The following is a 21,213-nucleotide window of genomic DNA, read 5'->3' as shown; positions in this document are numbered from 1 at the left end:
AGCCAGGCTGTTGACACCACGGCGAGCACTTTCTAGCCTGTGGATAAGTCTGTGCAAAGGCGATCTGCACAAGATCTAGTCAAAAAACATTAGATCTTACTTATCAGATACTTAGAGAAAAATACTTGATCTAGCATTAAGATCTTGCAATGTGGAAATCTCTTTAGATGGCCTTGTGAATTATATGTAAGGGGTGAGGCGTAAATGGTGAGGCGCGAGATGATAAACATACTCAAACCTGCAAACTCGGTGTTTTACTGTTAGCTTTAGCCCTTCACTCTTTACACTTCTCTCCTCACGTTCACTTACAAGGAATAAGGTATGAAAAAAGTTGCCATTATTTTAAGCGGCTGCGGCGTGAATGACGGTTCTGAAATTCATGAAGCCGTGCTCTGCTTATTACACCTCACCAAACAGGGCGCGAGCTATCAATGCTTTGCGCCAGACAAGCCCCAAGCCACCACCAATCACCTCACGGGAACATTAGACGCGGGCCAACAGCGCAATGTACTAACCGAAGCGGCGCGCATTGCTCGGGGCGAGATTAAACCGCTCACCGAGCTCAATGTGAGCGACTTTGATGCACTGCTATTACCTGGCGGTTTTGGCGTGGCGAAAAACTTAAGTGACTTTGCCAGTCAAGGCACAGACATGCAGCTAGATGCCCAAGTACAGGCGGCCTGCAAGTCGTTTGCCAGTGCCCGCAAACCCGCAGGCTACTGTTGCATAGCGCCCATCTTGATCCCGCGCGTTTATCCAGCTGGCGTGAAAGGCACTATCGGCACAGATACCGGCACCGCCGATGCTTTTATCGCCATGGGCGGCGAGCACATTGGCTGCGCAGTAACAGACGTCGTAGAAGATACTCGCTATCAGGTGATCTCGACGCCTGCTTATATGCTGGCCAAGAACATCGCCGAGGCAGACATCGGTATCGGCAAACTAGTGAAGCGCTTACTCGAAATGTAAGAGCCGCGCCGAGCGCCCAGCACCAGGCGCCTAGCTAAGTTGTAAAAACTAGAGATATTTTTGCCACGGAATACACGGAATCACACGGACGTAAAACCAAATAAGTACAAAATGCATATCTCTTATAAGGTCTTACCAACTAAAAATTTGGCTTTTGTTATCTTTCATTTTCCGTGTATTCCGTGGCTAAGCCGCTTTTAAGAACAAAAAAAGGCCAGCATAAGCTGGCCTAAAAACTCTGGAAGCAATGTGAGCAATGTCGTGCCTTCAAAAACTTATCTCCGCTGACTGCATAACTTAACCATAACTTAGCGTTAGGGGAGTCGTTCCTCGAAAGCAAAGTAACGATAACTATTATCATTACTGTTTGCAACTATCATTTACACATTTTTCAATCTGCTCGCCCAGCGCTCCTAGCCTGCTCGCCTACAACTTAGTCTCTACTACAATAAACACTGCTTTAGCTGAGATCTAAAGTTTATTGAGGAGGGAACCTTATGATTAAGCGCTGGTTATGGATAAGCTTATTAATGCCCAACCTTCTGCTGGCAGGACAGCTATTGGCCGCAGAGTCGAACACCGCGACTAAAGAAGTGATGGAAGCCGAGAATGAAGCAGAAAGCGAAATTAAACAGGCAATCACCGCCGCCACCGAGGCTTATCAAGCAGGCGAGCTATCCCAGGCGGTGACGCAATTAGATTATGCCGCCACCTTAATCCGCCAACTACAGGCGGGTGAGCTGGGGAAGCTATTTCCTGAGCCCTTAGCCGGCTGGCAAGCAGATAAGGTAGATAGCCAAGCGGGAGTCGCAGGGCTTTTTGGCGGTGGTATTAATGCCTCACGCAATTATCACAAAGGCGATCATCGTCTAGAGATAAGTATCATGAAAGACTCGCCGCTGCTGCAAACCATGGGCATGCTGTTTGCCAACCCCAGTATGGCGACCATGGGTGGCTACAAGGTGAAGCGCATTCAAGGGCACACCGCCATGAGCAAAGCAGAAGATAACCACCAAGAGCTACAGATGATGATCGAAAACCGCATTTTGTTGCAGTTTAATGGCCGCAATATCAGCGAAGATGACCTCAAAGCTTATGCAGAAGCCGTCGACATTGAGGCCATCACTAAACTCTAGGTGCGACTGGCGCTAGTGGCTCGCTTGCGGTTTAGCTTCTTACTGTTTGTATCTTAATACCGGTTTCACCAATAAACTTGCTGCTCAAGTACTTGAGCAGCAAGCCATAGGCTGGCACAAATAAGATCAAACTAAACAGAAGCTTAACCCCGTAATCCACAAAGGCGATTTCCACCCAATGTTGTGCCATAAAGGCATCGGGTGAGCGATAAAACGCCAAGCTAAAGAACACTAGCGTATCGACCAAGTTGCCAAAAATAGTGGAGCAAGTGGGCGCTATCCACCAGGCTTTTACTTGGCGTAACCGGTTAAACACCGATACATCCATGATCTGGCCCAACACATAAGCCATAAAACTGGCCAGTGCGATGCGCGCCACAAACAAGTTGAACTCAGACAGCGCCGCTAGCCCTTGGTATTTAGCTTCAAAGAATAATACCGACAACACATAAGAGCTGGCCAAGGCCGGCAGCATCACCAATAAAATAATGCGCCGCGCCATGGCCGCACCGAAGATGCGCACCGTTAGATCGGTAGCTAAGTAAATAAACGGAAAGCTCAGTGCACCCCAAGTGGTGTGAAAACCAAACAGGGTAAAAGGCAACTGCACCAGATAGTTACTGGCGGCAATAATAGCGACGTGAAAGAAAGACAGCCGAAATAAGGCCGTATTGTACTGCTGAGGTGAAATAACCATGATAGACCTTTTTTATAATGGGGTTAGGGAACCCATTCCGAAAACGGCGCTTAGTATAACCAGCCGTGCGGCATTAACAAATGCTTTAATTTTAATCAGATTCGGAATGACGGCCGCTATACTAACGCTTAACCAAGCATTTGTCTTTACCTGAAAGTAAATTCCACACCCGTAGGCCAAACACATTCAAACCTAACCCCAGCATCACCAGTAACGCGCCCGCCCACTGAGCCGTGGTAAGTTGCTCATCCAACAACCATACCGCCGAGCTTAATCCCACTACGGGCACTAACAGTGAAAAAGGCGCCACCATACCGGTAGCATAGCGCTGTAATAAACGGCTCCAGAGGCCATATCCTAAAAGGGTGGCGATAAAAGCGAGGTATGCCAAGGCGAGCAGTGTCTGGCTACTAATATGGCGCAAAGCCTCTGCTATTTGTGCCGGTCCTTCTAGCCAAAATGATAGTGCTAAAAAGGGCAAGGGTGGCACCAAGTTACCCCACACAATAAGACCAATTAAATTAACGCGGCCTATTTTTTTAGTCACTATATTACCCAGTGCCCACATGGCCGATGCCGCCAGTGTTAGGCCTAAGCCCAGCATGGTCATGGTGCCGTCACCACCAAAGCCAATAATCGCCAAACCCACCGCCGCTACCAGTAAGCCCGCCAAATGTACGGGTTTAATCTTCTCGCCTAACAATAACGCGGCAAAAAACAGACTGAAAAAAGCTTGGGATTGTAGTACCAGTGAAGCAAGTCCGGCCGGCATGCCATTGGCCATGGCGTAAAACAGAAAGGCAAACTGGCCTAATGAGATAGTACCGCCATAAGCAATCAGCCAACGCCAAGGAACCGCGGGCCGCTTAACCAACAGCACGGCAGGAAAGGCCACCAAGGTAAAACGCAGGGCACCCAGCAACATGGGCGGCACATCATCTAAACCCGCGAGAATCACCACAAAGTTCATGCCCCACACGCCGATTACAACTAATGCCAACAGTACGTCTTTGGGTGCCATAGTGAGAATTCCTGTTAAGTCATATTGTCAGCTTTAGCCCTGAACCACAGAAAACACTGGATTATGTAAGCCTTGCCCTTAACAGACCACTGCCGAAGGCCGGTTCCACTGCTCGGTTAGCCAAGCCGCTACCTCTTGATCGGCGGCGCTAAAGGGCTGTAGCCAAGCGCAGTTTCCATAATGCTCAAAGCACAACAATACGCGACTGCCTTCAAAGCCTAACAGCCATTGCTGATAATCCGCACCCTGCTCGCGCTCGATAAGCTCAAGATCCAACGCCGCTATCAAGTGCTCGGCCCAAGCGGGAAACCTCTCGAAACTCAGGGGTTGTGCGGTGTTTAACATACTCATATTTACTATGGTCACCCTTAAGAACTACAAGAAATAGACAGATCGCAGGCCCAAGCCGGTGCAGGCTCTGCATAAGCTTCAAATTCCGGCTGCTCGTCGAAGGGGCGCGCCAACAGCATTAACAAAGTATCCGCCTCACTTAAGTCGCCCTGCTCCGCCATCGTAATCGCCTGTTGTGCCAAGTGATTGCGCAGTATGTATTTGGGATTGACGCTATTCATCAAACGCACGCGTTCAGCTTGAGCTGTGCCTTCTCGACTTAAACGCGCTTGGTATTGCTCAAACCAAGAGCTAAAGGATTCGGCATTCGCCAATAAGGCAGCTAAGTCGGCGGGTATCTCACCACTTGCCGACACGCCCGCTAAGCGTCGAAACCAGCAAGTGTAGTCCACTTTATGGGTGGCCATTAGGTTAAACATATCGCGAAACAATGCGGGATCTGCGTCTTCCCACGCGGTTAAGCCCAGCTTTTGGCGCATGCCCTCGGAATAAGCAGACATTAATTGCCGCTCATATTTACCCAGTGCCGTTTGTAAGGCGTCCATCTCGACAAAACCCGATAATGATTGAGCCAAGCGTTGCAAGTTCCAATAGCCCACCGCAGGTTGCTGATCGTAGGCATAGCGACCGCCAGAGTCTGAGTGATTACAAATATGATGAGGGTCATACGCATCTAAAAAGCCGTAGGGGCCGTAATCCAGCGTTAAGCCCAGCATCGACATATTGTCAGTATTGAGCACCCCATGACAAAAGCCCACTAACTGCCACTGAGCAATCACGTCGGCGGTTTTTTCCACCACCCGCGCAAATAAATTGCCATAGCCGGCCGCATCTTTGGTTAAATCCGGCCACTGGGTATCAATTAAATAATCGAGCAAGGTCGGAATATGCTCAGACTTGCCGGAGTAGTAAAAATACTCAAAATGGCCAAAGCGTAAATGGCTGGGGGCGGCGCGCAATACGGCGGCCCCTGCTTCTACCTCTTCTCGATAAACCGGCTGTTTGCTGGTCACCAATGCCAGTGCGCGCGTGGTGGCAATACCTAAATGATACAGAGCCTCTGAGGCTAAATACTCGCGCAGTGAAGAGCGCAACACGGCGCGACCATCACCAAAGCGCGAATAAGGCGTCTTGCCACCGCCTTTAAGATTTAAGTCCCAGCGCTGGCCATTAGGTGTTATCACCTCGCCCAGTAACAGGGCACGACCGTCGCCTAACTGGGGGCTAAAACCGCCAAATTGATGACCGGCATACACTTGAGCAAACGGCACCATGCCCTCCGCCAACCAATGACCACTGACTAAATCCCGCCATTGTTCCTGGCTAAGCTCAATACCCAGCTCTTCAGCAAGCTCCGCGTTAAGTAACAACAAGGTAGGCGAGAGCAAAGGACTGGGTTGCACCACAGAGCCGGCCCACGAAAATTGAGCATATTGATTATCTAAGCGCATGTTTTTGTCCTATGGCCATTAACTGGGTTTTATCTTTCACCCTGACTTACATTATACTGCCGCCGCCCACTCAATAACGATTGTCGATTAGTAGGAAAAGTGTCACCTAAGCCAAGTATATGGGCGCTTGGGTCAGCAGCCCCTTGTCCGCAACCGTTATTAAGTCTCGAAGCAATCTTCTCAATTCACTAATAATAACGGAGTTTCATCATGAAAAAATGGATGACAGCCGCAGTCACTTTCGCACTACTGAGCGCCCCTGCTTTTGCTGCGGGTAATGCGGATGCAGGTAAAGCTAAATCTGCAGTTTGCGCCGCCTGTCACGGGCCAGAGGGTATCTCTTCTTTGGAGATTTATCCGAATTTAGCCGGTCAAAAAGAAGCCTACTTGGCTACCCAGTTACAACATTTCCGCAATGGCGAGCGTAATAATCCCATTATGGCGCCTATGGCTAAGCCATTGTCGGATGCAGATATCGCCGACTTAGCCGCTTATTACGCAAATTTTTAAGAGCCGCGGTAAGCCGTAAGTCAAAAAAAGCACTGAACCTCAAGGTTTGGTGCTTTTTAGTTTTAGCTTGGTGTGGACTTTTCTGACGGCTAAAAGCTGGCAGCTCTACCTGCTAGTTCTGCTGGCGTAATAACCTTAAAAACGCTACGCCGTAGCGCTCTAACTTACGCGCGCCTATGCCATTGATACTTAATAGCTCGGCTTCGGTTTTCGGGCGATAGCGGGCTAATTCAATAAGCGTAGCGTCACTGAATACCACGTACGGCGGCACATCTGCCTCATCGGCTAATTGCTTGCGTAACTTGCGCATCTCCTGAAACAAGGCTTTGTCTTCAGGCTTGGTTAAGGCCGCATCACTTTTATCTTTGGTTTTTACCCGTACCATTCTCGGCTCGGCCAACTCTAGGCTGACTTCACCGCGTAATACCGGCCGCGCCGCTTCCGTGAGCTGTAACACCATATTGCGGGTTATATTTTGGCTGAGTAAGCCGCAGTGAATAAGTTGGCGAATAACACTCACCCAGTGCTCTTGGCTTTTATCTTTGCCAATGCCATAGGTCGAAAGCTTATCGTGGCCGTATTCGCGCACCCGCTGAGTATCGGCACCGCGCAGCACATCCACCACATACGTCACGCCAAAGCCCTGCCCAACTCGATACACACAAGACAGCGCCTTTTGCGCATCTTGGCTACCGTCATAACGGGTAGGCGGATCCAAACAAATATCGCAGTTACCGCAAGCTTCCCGCTGATATTCACCAAAGTAATTTAGCAGCACTTGGCGCCGACACGTCAGTGACTCGGCAAAGGCCGCCATTACGTTCAGCTTATAGAGCTCGACTTGGGTCTGTTGGGCGTTTTCATTGTTTTCTAACAATCGGCGTACCCGACCCACATCGCCTGGATCGTAGAGCAACAAGGCTTCTGCGGGCAGACCGTCTCGACCGCCACGACCGGTTTCTTGATAATAAGATTCGATATTTTTTGGGATATCATAGTGCACTACATAGCGCACGTTCGGCTTATCGATGCCCATACCAAAGGCCACGGTCGCCACTACTATATCGAGATCGTCACGGGTAAAGCGCTCTTGTACCGATTGGCGTACCTCTAGCGGCAAACCCGCATGATAACTGGCAGCTTTATGGCCCCGATTAATCAAACGCTCGGCCATTTCCTCAACCCGCTTGCGGCTCGAGCAATACACAATGCCACATAAGCCGGGCTGGTCAGCTACGTAACGCAGCAGCTGGTCGGCGCCTTTAAATTTATCGACTAAGGTGTAGCGAATATTGGGTCGGTCGAAGCTGGAGATATGGATTAAAGGGTCGGTTAAATTCAACCGACTCAGCATATCTTGGCGCGTGGCTTCGTCTGCGGTGGCCGTTAATGCCATCACCGGAATATGGGGGAACCACTGCTTGAGTCGGCCCAGTAGCGCATATTCGGGTCTAAAATCATGGCCCCACTGAGAAATACAGTGCGCCTCATCGATGGCAAATAAGCCGAGCTCTAATTCGCCCAGTCGCTCCATAAACTCTTGCTGCAGTAAGCGCTCTGGGGATACATAGACCAATTTCACTTCACCGCGGCGCATGGCCGTTAAGTGATTGTGCATTACCTCACGACTAAGAGTGCTGTTGATATAGACCGCCGCCACGCCGTTGGCAACTAAGCTATCCACCTGATCTTTCATCAAGGAAATCAACGGCGACACCACAATAGTGAGGCCGGAGCGCAACAAAGCAGGAATTTGATAACAGATGGATTTACCGCCACCAGTCGGCTTAATCACCAAGGCATCGCGCCCAGCTATGACGGTATCTATGATCTCTTGCTGGCCATCACGAAAGCTCTGATAGCCAAACACCTGCTGCAAAACCGCCAAGGGAGTGTCGGGAATAGGAACGGAATCAACTTGTTCGGTCAAGGGAGTCATTTCAGCCTGCAGGATAAAAGCGGACCTCCATTGTAGAACAGGGGGGCCAAACAATGAAGCTCGCCGATAATTGACGAACGTACCGAGCTCGGTGTGAGCCTTGAGCAAGCAAGTTAACAAGCTTTACTGCTAGCCAATTCGGGCTGGCGATAGTTACACTGCACTCCTGCTTTATATTAGATATTTATTATGGAAAAAGATCAGGGTACAAAGGGCGCGCTGTATGCGGTGGGAGCTTATACGTTGTGGGGCATAGCGCCTTTATACTTTAAGCAGCTGACGCATATTCCTGCCTATGAGATTTTAACGCATCGGGTGATTTGGTCTTTTTTGCTGCTGCTGGTGTTGCTAAGTGTGCTGAAGTTTTGGCCGCGAGTGCGGGCCATGTTACGCCAGCCCAAGTATTTGCTGTTGCTAACCTTGTCGTCCGTCATTATTGGTTTAAATTGGTTGGTGTTTATTTGGGCAGTAAACAACAACCATATGCTAGATGCCAGTTTGGGCTATTACATTAATCCGCTGTTTAATATCGTGCTGGCCATGCTATTTTTGGGTGAACGCTTTCGGCGCATGCAATGGTGGGCGGTGGCGCTGGCGGCCAGTGGTGTGGTGCTCCAATTAGTGATATTTGGCAGTTTGCCTTGGATTGCCTTAGTGCTGGCTATCTCCTTTGGCCTGTATGGGCTAATTCGCAAACAAGTACCGGTGGATCCCATTACTGGCTTAACCATAGAAACCTTAGTGCTGTTACCGCTGGCGGCAATTTACTTATTCTTTATTGCCGACAGTCCCACCAGTAACCTAAGTGTGAATTCGCTGAATACTAATCTGTGGCTAGTTTCTGCCGGCCTTGTGACCACAGCACCCTTGTTGCTGTTTGCCGGTGCCGCTAAACGGCTTAAATTATCTACCTTAGGTTTCTTTCAATATATCGGCCCCAGCCTGATGTTTTTAGTGGCGGTGGGGCTTTTTGATGAGGCCTTCACTCAAGACAAGATCATTACCTTCGCCCTGATCTGGTGCTCGTTAGTGATTTACAGCTGGGATGGCATTAAGCATCGCAGAGCGCGTGAGGTGTGAGGCGTAAAGAGTGAGGCGGTGTAAAACAGCGATCAGCCAAAGAAGAAACACCGCACTCGTAGCCGCCAATTTATTCGGCGGGCCAGCATAGCTGGCTTTTTTATCACTGCTGGTTCGTTTTAACGCAATCTTACTTTGGCTTGGGCGGATTGGCCGGTGCTGTCGATAACGGATAATTCCACAAAGCCCGGTCCGGGCATTGTTACCAGCTGGTCTCGCCCGCGGGCCGACACCACCACCGGTTCGCCGTCGGCCAGCCAAGTAAAGGGGCCGGTGCCGCCGCGTACTCGCAGTAATAAACTGTTCGACATTAGCTCCACCTCAGCGCCGTCGGGCGGGAAGTCCACCTTAGGGGCATCCGCGGCGATAAAGGCCCCGTTGCGGGGGCGAAACTTACGCAGCGGCTGAGGCAAGCTGGCGTTAGCGACCATCAAGGTGCTTGGCGGCGGTAACGGCAAAGGATCCAATTTGCGCTTCACCCGGGCAAAGGCTTGAAAGAGCAAGGGAGCGGCTAAATCTGCGCCAAATACGCCGGGTACTGGCGTGCCATCGGCTCGGCCCATCCAAATTCCGATCACATGAGTGCCATCAAAGCCGATGGCCCAGGCATCTCTGTGCCCGTAACTGGTGCCGGTTTTATACGGTAGGCGGTTGACCGGTGCGCCGATTGGCGGTGCTACGCCCGATAATATATCCGCCACTTGCCACGCCGCCACCGCCGACATCACGCGTAGGCCTTGGGTACTTTTACCCGCTTCAGCCATGCTGTTATCGACCGTAAAATGTAACGGTCGCGACACGCCGCCGCGGGCTATGGTGGCGTACAGTCCTACCATATCTTCTAGCGTCACACCCACGCCGCCCAGTGCCACCGCTAAACCTGGTTTACCACCGGGCACCCGCGCCTCTACTCCGGCTCGGCGTAAACCCGAAATCAACTTAGCTGGGCCCAGCGCATCGGTGAGTGCGACTACTGGCAGATTAAGCGACAGCTGTAATGCCTCGCGAATACGTACTTCGCCACGAAAAATCTTATCGAAATTTTGCGGCGCATAGCCGCCAAAATCCATGGCTCTGTCTTCAATTAAAGTTTCGGGATGGGCCAAGCCTTCATCAAACGCTAGGCCATAGACTAAGGGTTTTAAGGTGGAGCCGGGGCTGCGAAAAGCGCGAGTCATATCGACGAAGCCTAATCGGGCATCGGCGCGATAGGCGGCAGAGCCTACCGATGCCAACACCTCGCCGCTGCCGTGATTCGCCACTACCATAGCCACCTGTAAACGATCGCCGTGGGCGGTAACCGCTTGAGTGGCCAACTCTTCGAGTCGGCGTTGCAAGCTGGCATCTAGGCTGGTGCGGTGCAGTTGAGTGGTGGGTGTTGCCGCTACGATACGGTCGGCTAAGTGTGGCGCCAACGCCGGAAAACTTTTACGCCGTGTAGGCATAGGCTCACGGTTGGCGGCTTGAGCTTGGTCCGCCATGATCACCCCAGCGCCCACCGCGTGCGCCAGCACTTTTTCTCGGGCCAAGGTGGCGGCTTGGGGGGCGCGATCTGGCCGACGGCCTTCGGGTGATTGGGGCAAAGCCACTAACAATGCTGCTTGCGCAGGCGTTAAGCGCAGAGGCTCCTTGCCAAAATAGGCCAAAGACGCGGCGCGTAGGCCTTCAAGATTGCCGCCATAGGGTGCCACTTGATAGTAAAGCTGTAAGATTTCCGCCTTACTCAATGTACGCTCTAAGGCCAGCGCCAGCCGTGCTTGGCGCAGCTTACCCTTTATTTGGCCGGTGCCGCTGTCCTCCAGCAAGCGCGCCACCTGCATGGTTAAGGTTGAGCCCCCGAGACCACTCGCCCTTGCCACGCCGCCTGCGCCACCGCGCGCAACACCGCTAAGATATCCACGCCGTTATGCTGATAGAAACGTTTATCTTCATAAGCGACCAACATGGCGGTAAAGTCCGGGTCTACAGCATTTGGCTCGACCGCCATGCGCCAGCGGCCATCCGCCACCGTATACGCGCGCAACAAGCGGCCATCTTGAGCCAGAACTTCTACCGAGGTTTCTACCGCTAAGCTGGGTAACGCTGTGGCCTCAACCCACCTATCTAGCGCCTCGACAGCCAGCCACAGCAGTAAAGCGCCGCTTAAACTCAGTATTAACGTAAGCCCCAGCGCGAACTTAAGCCAAGCTGTGCGTATCACTCGCTGATGGTCACCCGGCCCGCGTCCGTTTGGGCGCGGTAATCCGGGCGATACATATCTTCCACCGAGGCCGCCGGATGATGAAATTGCCCGGGCGACACGGCACGCACCACATAAGCTAAGCGCAGCGTATTACTGCCTTCCCAATCCACCTGAGAGATAAAGCGGTCTTGGCGAAATTCGCTATGCTGTGCATCTTCTTGCACCTTCAGCCAATCCAGCCCCCCTACTTCGCCACCCCGTAACAGATTCGGGTTATCAATCTCAAAACCGGCGGGCAGCGGGTCCGCTAACATCAAGCGCGCTTGGGCCTTACCGAACGGCACCACTTCTAGCACCACCACCATGCGATCACCGGCTTTTACGCCGGAATCCAAATCAACCGGCACGCCGTCCATCTGGTAATAGCTGCGCGTAATAGCATAACCATTACCCGTGGCAGACTCGGGCACCCGTGGCACACCATAGGTGGTCAGCGTAAGCGTGGTCGGCTTATTGGAGCCATTACTAACGGTCAACGCCTTAACGCTATCAGCCTTAGCACCATCGGTATGAGTAGCATCCGCTTTTAGTACTCGTACTAAGGGCCCCTCCACCGGCTTGCCATTTAAGGTAATACCATCATTACCGGGCTGTTCAATTAAGGCGTTAGCCGCCAATAATGTCCAGCTGGCTTCTTGTGTAGACAAACTGCGACCATCTGGGCGCAAACTGAGCGCCAACACTTCCGCATCCAACGCCTTCGATTTAGCTTCCGTGGCCAAGGTCAGCACTGCGGCCACATCGCGACGACGACTGCCATAATCTTCACGGTAAATTTGTGCCTCGGTGAGCGACTTATAAGCCGCCACCCTAGCACCCGCCTTATTAAACATGGTATCGGCGCGTTTTTGATCGCCATAGCTGGCCAAAGCCGCCGCCAGTTGCGCTTGGGCTATGGGCGTGGCAAAAGCATCGCCTTTCACATCGGCGTAATAGCGCAAGTCGCCAATGGTGGCCGCACCTTCACGAGCTAACACCATCAGCGCATAGGCCAGCGCCTCACCGCCCTCATCAAAATCAGCGGTATAGTTGACGCGGTTGCGCAAGTTATCCAATGCGGAGCGAAACGCTACATCGGGCACCCCGTGGCCTTGAGCCTTGGCCCGGCTTAAGAAGTCGGTGACATAGGCATCCAACCAAAAGTCCCCGGAGCTGGGGCCCCATAAGCCAAAGCCGCCTTCGGAGCTTTGGTTAGTCAAGACTTCACCCACCGCCTTACTGATGCGCGAGGGGAGATCTTCTGCCCCTTTTAGCTGCATCGCCTTGGCCACCTGATCAAAGTAAAGCAGCGGCAGTGCGCGCGAAGTCACTTGTTCGGTACAGCCGTAAGGATAACGATCTAGAGATGCCAGCAGCCCGGGCACATCTAAGCGCGCAATCGGCCCTACCGACAAAGTCGCCAGCCCAGAGCCAGGAGCAAAGTCCGCAAAGGCAGTTTGGTCGAGGGTAAAAGACTCACCGGCGGCTAATTCCAGACGTTGAGTACGTGAAATTTCCGGATCCCCATTGTGTACTGGGATCACTAACTCTTTGGTTAACTGCTTGCCGTCAGGCGTAGTGAGCGAAACAAATACACTTTGCAGCCCCTCTGCACCGGCGGTGATGGGCACCGAAAACGTCGCCTTTGCGCCCTTCGCCAGTGCAAACTCGTTAGGCACTTCGCCTAGGGTCAGCCCTTCTGCGGACAACTTTAAGCCCATCTTGCCTGCCGGTCCTGTGGCGTGCACCACTTCGAGCAACATGCGACTTTCATCATTGGGCGACATAAAGCGCGGTATTGATGCGGTAACCACCACCGGATCCCGCACCAGTACTTCGGCGTCGGCTTGGCCAACGGCGGTGTTAGACCACACCACCGCCATCACTTTCACCGTGCCATTAAACGAGGACATATCAAAAGTGGTACGGGCGTAGCCGTCCTTATCTACGGTGACCGGACCGGTAAAGTAGGCCACCAATTCTTCGGTGGGTGGCGGCGCTTGCATGCGGGCTTGTGCCGCGGCGTCACCACCGGAGCGCACCGTGCCCGCCGCACCACTTAGGCCATCGATTAAACGGCCATATAAGTCGCGCATGCCCACACCCAGCTTACGCTGGCCAAAATAATGGCCTTTGGGATCCGGCGCGGTAAAGGCGGTGATGTTTAAAATTCCCACATCCACCGCCGCTATGGTGGCGTAAGCGGTTTCACCCCGAGCTATGCCATCCACTTTCACGGCAATCTCCATCGGGCTACGGGGCGCCACTTCTGCTGCCACTTCAACGGCTGCAGTTAACGCTTTCTTGCCCGGCGCTATGCTGGCGTGCGCCAATCCTAAGGCGCGGGCCGGATTACGGCCGGCGGCCACATCCATGGGTCGTAACACAGACGCAGACACATAAACGCCGGTACCCCAATCGTCGGTAACATCCAACTTGATGGTATTTTCACCCTCAGCTACCTTCACCACTTTCATGGTTACTAGGCGGTTGGACAGCACATACACCAGTGCCGTACCGGCGGCACGGGGCACAATGCGTAATTGCGCCACCTCGCCAGACTTATAGGCCGGCTTGTCTAAGGATAATTCCAGGGTGTCGGGGTAGAAGTCACATCCGCCGGCGCATACCAGCCCGCATAAAAACGGCTGGAAGTAGCTGCATCACCACCGTCCACTTGGCTGACCACCAGCTCATATTCGCCCCAGTCCACGGGGGCTGAAATTTCTACCGCTGCACCTAACTTTTTACCTAATTCGTTCCCTAGCTCTTTCCCTAACTCTGCTCGGCCATCCGCCACCCGCTCACGGCGGCTGACAGGCTCCCAACGCCAATCGCCATATTCTTGATACCACTGATAGCGGGTTTCAATGCGCGATAATTCCCAGGTTACCGTCATGGTGGTGGCAGTTTCATCAGAGCCTACCGCCAGCAGCGAGAACTTAGCCTCGGAGCCTTGCTTTACCACCTCATCGAATAGGGGTTTTACGCCAATCATGGGGGCACTGGGTTGCAGCGCGCGGGTAATACGGCGTTCCACCGGACGGCCCGATCCTTCCGCCACCCGTGTCGCTACTGTCATTTCTAATGGCCGTAAGGGATCGGTCACCTCAGGCATAGGTAACGCAATTACCGCTCGACCTTGGTCGTCGGTAGTTTGGCCACTAAAGCCGGCCATTTGGGTTTGAAATGGCTCATCCGCGCGGCCAAACTGGTAGCCAGGAAAAGCCGCTAAGCCGTTGGCGGCGCGTAACGTCACATCACCTTCCACGCTCAAATCGCTACCTACGGCGCCAAATAAGTATTTTGCATCTAACGTTAGCTCTGGTGTATCGCCCAAGCGTATTGGGCTGTCTGGTAAGTTCAGGCTGAAATCAATGCGCTCGGGTAAGAAGTCTTCCACCAAGAAGGTTTTCGCGGTGAGCGCTGGCGCGTCCAGATCGGCCTTAACTTCAAGGCGCCATACGCCACGAGGCGCACTGCCGGCAATCGGCAGCGCAAACACATGGCCACCGGCTCCTGCGTCTGCTGCCACCACTCGGGAATATTCCACGCCATCGGGGCGCTTCACGATGGCCGTTAACGGCAGGCCAGTAATCGCTGCGGCATTAGCATCACGGCTCAAAGCTGTGGCATAGACAGTGTCTCCGGCACGATAGGCGCCGCGATCTGTGGTTAAGAACACATCTATGGGCGGTGCCGGTTCACGGCCTTCAACGCCCCGATCCGACAGGTCAAATTCTGGGTCTGTGAGTGAGAGAAACGCCATATCCGCCGCGCCTTCATTAGCGGATCCCTCTTTAGCGCTCCCTTTCTTTACTACACCTTCTTTGGCAACAATCATGGCCGGCGCCAACGCGCCCACGCCGCGGGTTAATGCCGCAGGAAATAGCGCATACCCTTGAGCATCGGTTTGTAACCTGCCCAATATTTCATTACTGCGGCTCAGCAGCTCCACCGTCACCTTAGACTTGGCATCCGCCGTACCTAGACTGCGCACTACCACGTGCAAACCATCGGTACCACTTAAGGTGCTAATACCCAGATCAGACACCACAAACCACTGCCAAGCGGGTGCTACCTCGTAGCTATCTTTGCCGGGCATACTGGCGCGCAGCGCGAAAATACCCGCACCTTGGCCCGCTAGCGCCTCGCTCATCGGCAGACGCGTAGTCATGTCACGATTCACTTCCATCGCTAACTCCGCATGGCCTTGCCAAATCTCTGCGCCTACTTCGCTTGAAAAACTATCCTCACGCCAATAAGACATGGGTTCGCCAAAATACTCGCTTTGTATGGCGCGCAAGATATTGCGATCGGTCACCCGAAATAACGTTAAATCTGCCTTATCCGTATTCACCGCTTCAATGGGCAGCGCCGCATTTTCACCAACCTTAGGCAACACATAGGCGCGGCCCGGAAAACGTAATGCCGGACTGCGATCCCGCACATAAGCGGTAATGGTGACCGGCTTTGCTGTGGTTTGGCCATCGGCAGCGGGAATGCCCGCACGGAAAGTTAAAGTATGGCGCGCACCATGGCTCACGCCTTCTACACAGAGCATCTGATCGCCGGTTTTCTCAACCGTCAGACCCTTGCCATCCAGTTGCACAAACTTATTAAAATCGATATCTGTCTTGGCTAAGTCATCAGAAAATTGCACGCAAATTCGCGGCCGCGCGCTATCCGATTGCACATCATGCTCGGTAACTCGAAATCCGTATTTGCCAATGGCTTTATCTAAAGCGGCTTGAGTATCAGTGCGCATTTGTATCTGCTGGGCTAAGCGCAAGGCGGGCACCATTGCTAAGCCCCGACCGCGGTCTTCTAATATTTGGGCCATTTCTACTAATAGGTTATGGCGAAGGCCGGGGGTATCGGCACGCAAATAACCATTGATGGTGGCAGCCAGCGCTCTTTGCTGTAATTCGCTGCTGGTACTCTTATCGCGCGCTGCCGCACGTCTTAATAACCGCGCATATTCAGACCAATCTGAGGCCGCATCGGTAATGTTTAAGGCAGCACCTATATGGCTACTGGCGCGCAGCATATTACCGTTAGACTCTTCTGCTTGGGCCGCAGCCACATGCTCAGCGGCGGAGCTGGCGCCGGTGACGTGGCGTACCGCTAAACCGGAGGCCAATTCAGTGGCCCGAGCAAGATCCGTTGGCTGTAAGAAGCTCAATTCAGCAGCGCGCGTTTGTGCCAAGGCGGCCGTATTGGGGGAGGCGTTCAGCATAAAACCCGACAGCGCATCTGCGTATGCGGCAGTGTCACCAAACTCTGCTTTTAAAAAGCAGGAGCCGTTGCGCGAATTAAAGGTGATGGCCGTACAGGCACTATTGCTGACGCAGGCTTTTTGGCAGGACTCTAAGGTAGTATCAAATAGCGAGCTAATATCGCCGCCGGGCAAGTCCACGTCGGAGCTCATCACGAAGCGCTGTTGCGGCACTAAATCTGCTGCGCCACTGATGCCAGCCCATGTTAGGCCTAGGATTGCCACGAAAGTCACACTTAGACTTATGCTACGAAAAGTCGACATATTAGGATCCCTTCACCATATATTGCGCTAAATAACAGCCTAAATAGGCAGGCAGATCTTGCCCAGACAAAAGCTGTCTAATCCTGCCATGATGAGCGGTTTATAGCCAAGTATTCTGCGGATTACTGGGGCTTATCCAGTCAATAAAAAAGCACCGAACCCTAAGGCGCGGTGCTTTTTAGTTTGGTGCTGAATAGGCTCGTGAGGGAGAAGGCGTAAAGAGTTAGCCGTGATGGCTTTTTTCCTCACCCCCTTACTCCTCACAACTCACGACTTACGTTACAGCGCTTCTAACCGCGCATAGGCGGTCACCAGCCATTTGCTGCCGCTGTCTTCAAAATTCACTTGTACACGGCTGTGATCGCCGGCGCCTTCGTAATTTAACACCACGCCTTCGCCAAATTTCGGGTGCATCACTCTTTGTCCTAGCTTAAAACCGGTTTCATTAAAGGTATCTTGCACTCGGTCTTGGCTAAAACGGCCATTGGGCATGGCGCGGCTCACCGTGGCTTTAAGGCGCACTTCATCTAAACAATCATGGGGCAGCTCTTTAATAAAACGGCTGGGGCGATGAAACATTTCTTTGCCATATACGCGGCGTGTTTCCGCGTGGCTAATAAAGAGCTTACTCATGGCGCGGGTCATGCCTACATAGGCCAAGCGGCGCTCTTCTTCTAGGCGCTGGCTGTCTTCTGCGGACTGCTGGCTGGGGAACATGCCCTCTTCCACGCCGACCATAAACACCAGTGGGAATTCCAAGCCTTTGGCCGAGTGCAGCGTCATCAGTTGCACCGCATCATCAAATTGATCCGCTTGATTTTCGCCCGCCTCCAGTGCTGCATGGGATAAAAATGCCGACAACAGCGACATATCATCGTCTTCTGAGGGTAAGAATTGGCGAGTGGCACTGACCAGCTCTTCTAAGTTTTCGACTCGCGCCTGAGCTTTTTCGCCGCGCTCCGCCTGATACATGGCTTTTAGGCCGGACTGCTCAATGACGCGGTCGGTTTGCACGTGTAGTGGCAATTCGCGGGTGTCGTCTTCTAACTGATTGATTAAGGCTAAGAAGCGACTCACCGCCGTGGCAGCGCGACCACTCAATACCTTTTCTTCCACCAAAGCCCAAGCCGCTTGCCACATGGTGAGTTGGCGGTCACGAGCGGCTTCTCTGATTAGGCCAAGGGTGCGCTCGCCTATGCCACGGGTGGGCGTGTTGACGATGCGCTCAAAGGCCGCTTCGTCGCCGCGGTTATTCATTAAGCGTAAATAGCTAAGCGCGTCTTTAATTTCTTGGCGCTCAAAGAAGCGCAGGCCGCCATAAATTCGATAAGGTAGGCGCGCCTGAATTAACGCTTCTTCTAATACTCGTGACTGGGCGTTATTACGATATAAGATTGCCACTTCACTCAACACATTATCTTGTTGCTGCCATTGTTGAATTTGGCCCACCGCAAAGCGCGCTTCATCCATTTCGTTATAAGCGCCGTAGATAGAAATCTTTTCGCCGGCTTCGCCCTCGGTCCACAGCTCTTTGCCCATGCGCTCGGTATTATTGGCAATGAGGGTATTGGCGGCTTTGAGGATGGTGGCGGTAGAGCGGTAATTTTGCTCTAGGCGTACGGTTTCAGAACCGGGGAAATCCCGTAAGAAACGGGCAATATTTTCTACCTTAGCTCCGCGCCAGCCATAGATAGACTGATCGTCATCGCCCACTATCATTACCCGCGCTTGGGTGCCGGCCAGCATTTGCAGCCAGGCATATTGAATGCTGTTGGTGTCTTGAAACTCATCCACCAGAATATGGCGAAAGCGGTCTTGGTAATGAGCCAAAATATGCGGCTTATACAGCCACAACTCATGGGCGCGGAGCAGCAATTCGGCAAAATCCACTAAGCCGGCGCGATCACAGGTGTCTTGATAAACCTGATAAATACGCTGATAGGTTTGCTGAATGGGATCGTGCAAAATTTGAATGTCTTTGGCCCTTAAGCCTTCGTCTTTGCGGGCATTAATAAAGCCGGCTACTTGGCGCGGTGCCCACTGTTTATCATCCAGATTCATGCCTTTCAGAATGCGGCGCAGCAAGCGCAGCTGATCGTCTGAGTCGAGAATTTGAAAGTCTTGCGGCAGATTGGCATCCAGATGATGGGCGCGCAGTAATCTATGAGCCAGACCATGGAAGGTACCCAGCCACAGGCCAGAAAGGCGGCCACCCAGCAGTTGCTCAACCCGGCCGCGCATTTCGGCGGAGGCTTTATTGGTAAAGGTCACCGCCAAAATCGCCGAGGCCGGCACATTTTCGACCTGCATCAGCCACGCAATGCGATGCACCAGCACCCGAGTTTTACCACTGCCGGCGCCCGCCAGCACTAGCATGTTCTGGGCGGGAGCGGCCACCGCCGCCCTTTGCTCGTCGTTCATGCCGTCAAGCAGGCTGGATACATCCATTACAACTCCTGAGTTTATTTACAGTATTAGCATCTGTGGGGGATTATAACAGCTCCAGCATTTGCTCCAACCGTTCCAGCTCTACATGAGGTAAACACTGTAAATCGGCGGCACTGCGCCCTTGGTCATTAAGCCAAATTGCTTGGCACCCGCTGTGCACAGCACCCAACACGTCGGTATTGATATGATCACCAATGTGCAGAATTTCACTTAACTGCACGCCGGTTTGCTGGGCGAGCAGATTAAACATGTCTGCAGCCGGCTTCATGCGGCCATCAATACCGGCGCGCAACACTGTCTTAAAATACGGGGCCAAGGCGGTGTTCTCTATGGGCAGATTGCCATTGGTGATCACCGCTAATTGATAACGCTGGCCCAGCTCGGTAAGTACTTGATGGCTAACCGCGGGCACTGTTATTTTGCCGCGCTCAGTTAGAAAGCCCTGATAAAACTCTGCAGCCATTTCGGCGGCAAGCGTATCGGCAACGCCCTGCTGGAGTAGGCCTTGGGTTAAGATACGCAGTCGCAGTGCGCTCACATCGTGGCTCAGCTCAGGCTCAATCGATAAAATTTGGCGTTTAATAGCCGCCAATTGTTCAGGCCCCAGCAACGTGGATTCAGGCCGATGATTTTTTAGCGCCTGCAATAACCAAGCTTCTGCCGCCGCTATGACCGGCTCGTTATCATATAAGGTGTCATCTAGGTCAAAGCTGAGCACCTTCACCGGCGTCAGTCGTTTATAAAAGCGCATTTGGTTTCCCGCTTAGTCGTCTATCCATTAGGGCACAGAACACCGTTAATGCTGCTGGGTATCAGCACTCACAGTATTCACTTGAGAAGTAATCCAATTATTAGAAAAGCTTTTAAAGTGCTGTGGCGTTAATTCCACCAAAGAAAGCAGAGAAAATAAGGACAAAACGCCAAGCACAATGCCTAACCAAGCACAGCGGCGATTAAAGGATTTTTCCATACTTTGCGTCTGCCAGATCTTTTCTTGACGAGCTTGGGCACTGGCAATCGCATCTTTTTTCTCTTGTTCTTGGCGCGCGTTTTCGCGTTGCTCTTGTAACAATAAAGCCACACTGGCTAGCTGAACGGTTAATTCCTCATTAAACGCCTCCAGCTTATAGTGAAGTGCTAACTGCTCCCACACCGGAAATAGCTCATGACTCTCAAGCTTTATGGGATAGCGAAAATAATCACCGGCGTTAAAGTGTAAAATATCTTCATATAAAGCGAGCGTGCTAACGGGTTGGCGCAATTTTACAGACTCCGTTAGCTTTAACATGGTATTTTGCAACATTTGGCGGTAAGCCACCACCAAACACAGCTGTAATACTATGCGCTTAAATTGATCTTCACTGGCAGAAAAGTAAGCCACGGCGTCTCTATCGGTCAGTACGTCTCGGCTTTTCGTTAACGGCGTAATGCGCTCTGCTTCTAAGGTGTCGGAGTTTCGGATAAAGCGTGAAGCGTGCTCCAGTAAAGGAGTATTATTAACAGAATTGTCTTTATTATCTAGCCAAACAGCCCGCGCTAAACTAGGTAAGGAAGTTTTAATAAGCTCGCGACTAAACTGTACACCTAAAGTTTGCTCAAACTTTGAGTCCTTAAAAAAAGTAATAGCCCAATGTAGTCCACAATGTGATTGGCTAAAAGTGGCATGTCTTAATACTGGCTCAATAAAGAAAGCTACTCGATTATTATTTATTTTTAATGGCGCCTGACTGGCTTCATGCCTTGGACTTTTAAATATATAAGCGTACACAATATTATCCTTAACATAGATACGAGATCCTATAATATAAACTTTAAAATCATCGCTGCCAGCATTATATTATTTAATTC

General features: G+C 52.2%; 15 protein-coding genes and 1 pseudogene. 4 read left to right on the top strand and 12 right to left on the bottom strand.

All coding sequences use genetic code 11. The annotated features are described in order from the left end of the window. The first annotated feature begins 321 nt into the window (after positions 1-321). Together elbB and CBP31_RS07800 are read left to right on the top strand one after the other, a co-directional pair. Complete coding sequence (gene elbB / locus CBP31_RS07805; RefSeq protein ID WP_087036076.1) at positions 322-969, top strand: isoprenoid biosynthesis glyoxalase ElbB; 648 nt, start codon at positions 322-324, stop codon at positions 967-969. 497 nt (positions 970-1,466) lie between these two features. Next, positions 1,467-2,105 (top strand): hypothetical protein, encoded by a 639-nt coding sequence (locus CBP31_RS07800; protein ID WP_087036073.1) that lies wholly within the window; start codon positions 1,467-1,469, stop codon positions 2,103-2,105. A gap of 31 nt (positions 2,106-2,136) precedes the next feature. On the opposite strand, the gene CBP31_RS07795 is transcribed toward CBP31_RS07800, so the two are convergent. From CBP31_RS07795 to CBP31_RS07780, 4 genes are all read right to left on the bottom strand, one after another. After that, a complete protein-coding gene (locus CBP31_RS07795; protein WP_087036071.1) occupies positions 2,137-2,802 on the bottom strand; it encodes a 7-cyano-7-deazaguanine/7-aminomethyl-7-deazaguanine transporter in 666 nt (221 codons plus the stop codon). Between the two features lie 121 nt (positions 2,803-2,923). Then, positions 2,924-3,823, bottom strand: a complete 900-nt coding sequence (locus tag CBP31_RS07790) for an EamA family transporter (protein ID WP_087036069.1) — start codon at positions 3,821-3,823, stop codon at positions 2,924-2,926. Positions 3,824-3,901: 78 nt separating this feature from the next. Further along, entirely contained in the window at positions 3,902-4,174 is a 273-nt protein-coding gene (locus CBP31_RS07785; protein WP_087036067.1) for a DUF3630 family protein, read from the bottom strand. A gap of 17 nt (positions 4,175-4,191) precedes the next feature. After that, positions 4,192-5,625, bottom strand: coding sequence for a protein adenylyltransferase SelO (locus tag CBP31_RS07780; protein ID WP_087036065.1), 1,434 nt, complete (start codon positions 5,623-5,625; stop codon positions 4,192-4,194). Positions 5,626-5,835: 210 nt separating this feature from the next. Between CBP31_RS07780 and CBP31_RS07775 the strand changes: the two genes are divergently transcribed. Further along, positions 5,836-6,135, top strand: coding sequence for a c-type cytochrome (locus tag CBP31_RS07775; protein WP_087036062.1), 300 nt, complete (start codon positions 5,836-5,838; stop codon positions 6,133-6,135). 112 nt (positions 6,136-6,247) lie between these two features. On the opposite strand, the gene recQ is transcribed toward CBP31_RS07775, so the two are convergent. Next, positions 6,248-8,074 carry a DNA helicase RecQ gene (gene recQ, locus CBP31_RS07770; RefSeq protein ID WP_087036059.1) on the bottom strand — a complete coding sequence of 609 codons (1,827 nt, stop codon included), beginning with the start codon at positions 8,072-8,074 and terminating at the stop codon, positions 6,248-6,250. 189 nt (positions 8,075-8,263) lie between these two features. On the opposite strand from recQ, the gene rarD reads away from it, so the two are divergent. Then, a complete protein-coding gene (rarD, locus tag CBP31_RS07765; RefSeq protein ID WP_087036056.1) occupies positions 8,264-9,154 on the top strand; it encodes an EamA family transporter RarD in 891 nt (296 codons plus the stop codon). Between the two features lie 119 nt (positions 9,155-9,273). Here rarD and CBP31_RS15745 read toward each other — a convergent pair whose 3' ends face one another. The 7 genes and pseudogenes from CBP31_RS15745 to CBP31_RS07740 form a co-directional block, all read right to left on the bottom strand. Beyond that, positions 9,274-9,585: a hypothetical protein gene (locus CBP31_RS15745; protein WP_227875209.1), complete on the bottom strand. Its 312-nt coding sequence runs from the start codon at positions 9,583-9,585 to the stop codon at positions 9,274-9,276. A gap of 36 nt (positions 9,586-9,621) precedes the next feature. After that, positions 9,622-11,099, bottom strand: a pseudogene (gene pbpC / locus CBP31_RS07760) (penicillin-binding protein 1C); the annotation flags it as partial. Positions 11,100-11,350: 251 nt separating this feature from the next. After that, positions 11,351-13,927 carry an alpha-2-macroglobulin family protein gene (locus tag CBP31_RS15740; RefSeq protein WP_265414946.1) on the bottom strand — a complete coding sequence of 859 codons (2,577 nt, stop codon included), beginning with the start codon at positions 13,925-13,927 and terminating at the stop codon, positions 11,351-11,353. A gap of 26 nt (positions 13,928-13,953) precedes the next feature. Further along, positions 13,954-16,917, bottom strand: a complete 2,964-nt coding sequence (locus CBP31_RS15735; RefSeq protein WP_227874965.1) for an alpha-2-macroglobulin family protein — start codon at positions 16,915-16,917, stop codon at positions 13,954-13,956. Positions 16,918-17,196: 279 nt separating this feature from the next. Further along, complete coding sequence (uvrD, locus tag CBP31_RS07750; protein ID WP_087036054.1) at positions 17,197-19,365, bottom strand: DNA helicase II; 2,169 nt, start codon at positions 19,363-19,365, stop codon at positions 17,197-17,199. Positions 19,366-19,408: 43 nt separating this feature from the next. Continuing rightward, positions 19,409-20,116: an HAD-IA family hydrolase gene (locus CBP31_RS07745; protein ID WP_087036051.1), complete on the bottom strand. Its 708-nt coding sequence runs from the start codon at positions 20,114-20,116 to the stop codon at positions 19,409-19,411. A 45-nt stretch (positions 20,117-20,161) separates the two neighbouring features. After that, on the bottom strand, positions 20,162-21,133 hold the full coding sequence (locus tag CBP31_RS07740; protein WP_087036049.1) for a hypothetical protein: 972 nt from the start codon (positions 21,131-21,133) through the stop codon (positions 20,162-20,164). Between the last annotated feature and the right edge of the window lie 80 nt (positions 21,134-21,213).

The organism is Oceanisphaera profunda, assembly GCF_002157895.1.
Classification (GTDB): Bacteria; Pseudomonadota; Gammaproteobacteria; order Enterobacterales; family Aeromonadaceae; genus Oceanimonas; species Oceanimonas profunda.
This window is presented reverse-complemented; position numbering and strand designations above follow the sequence as displayed.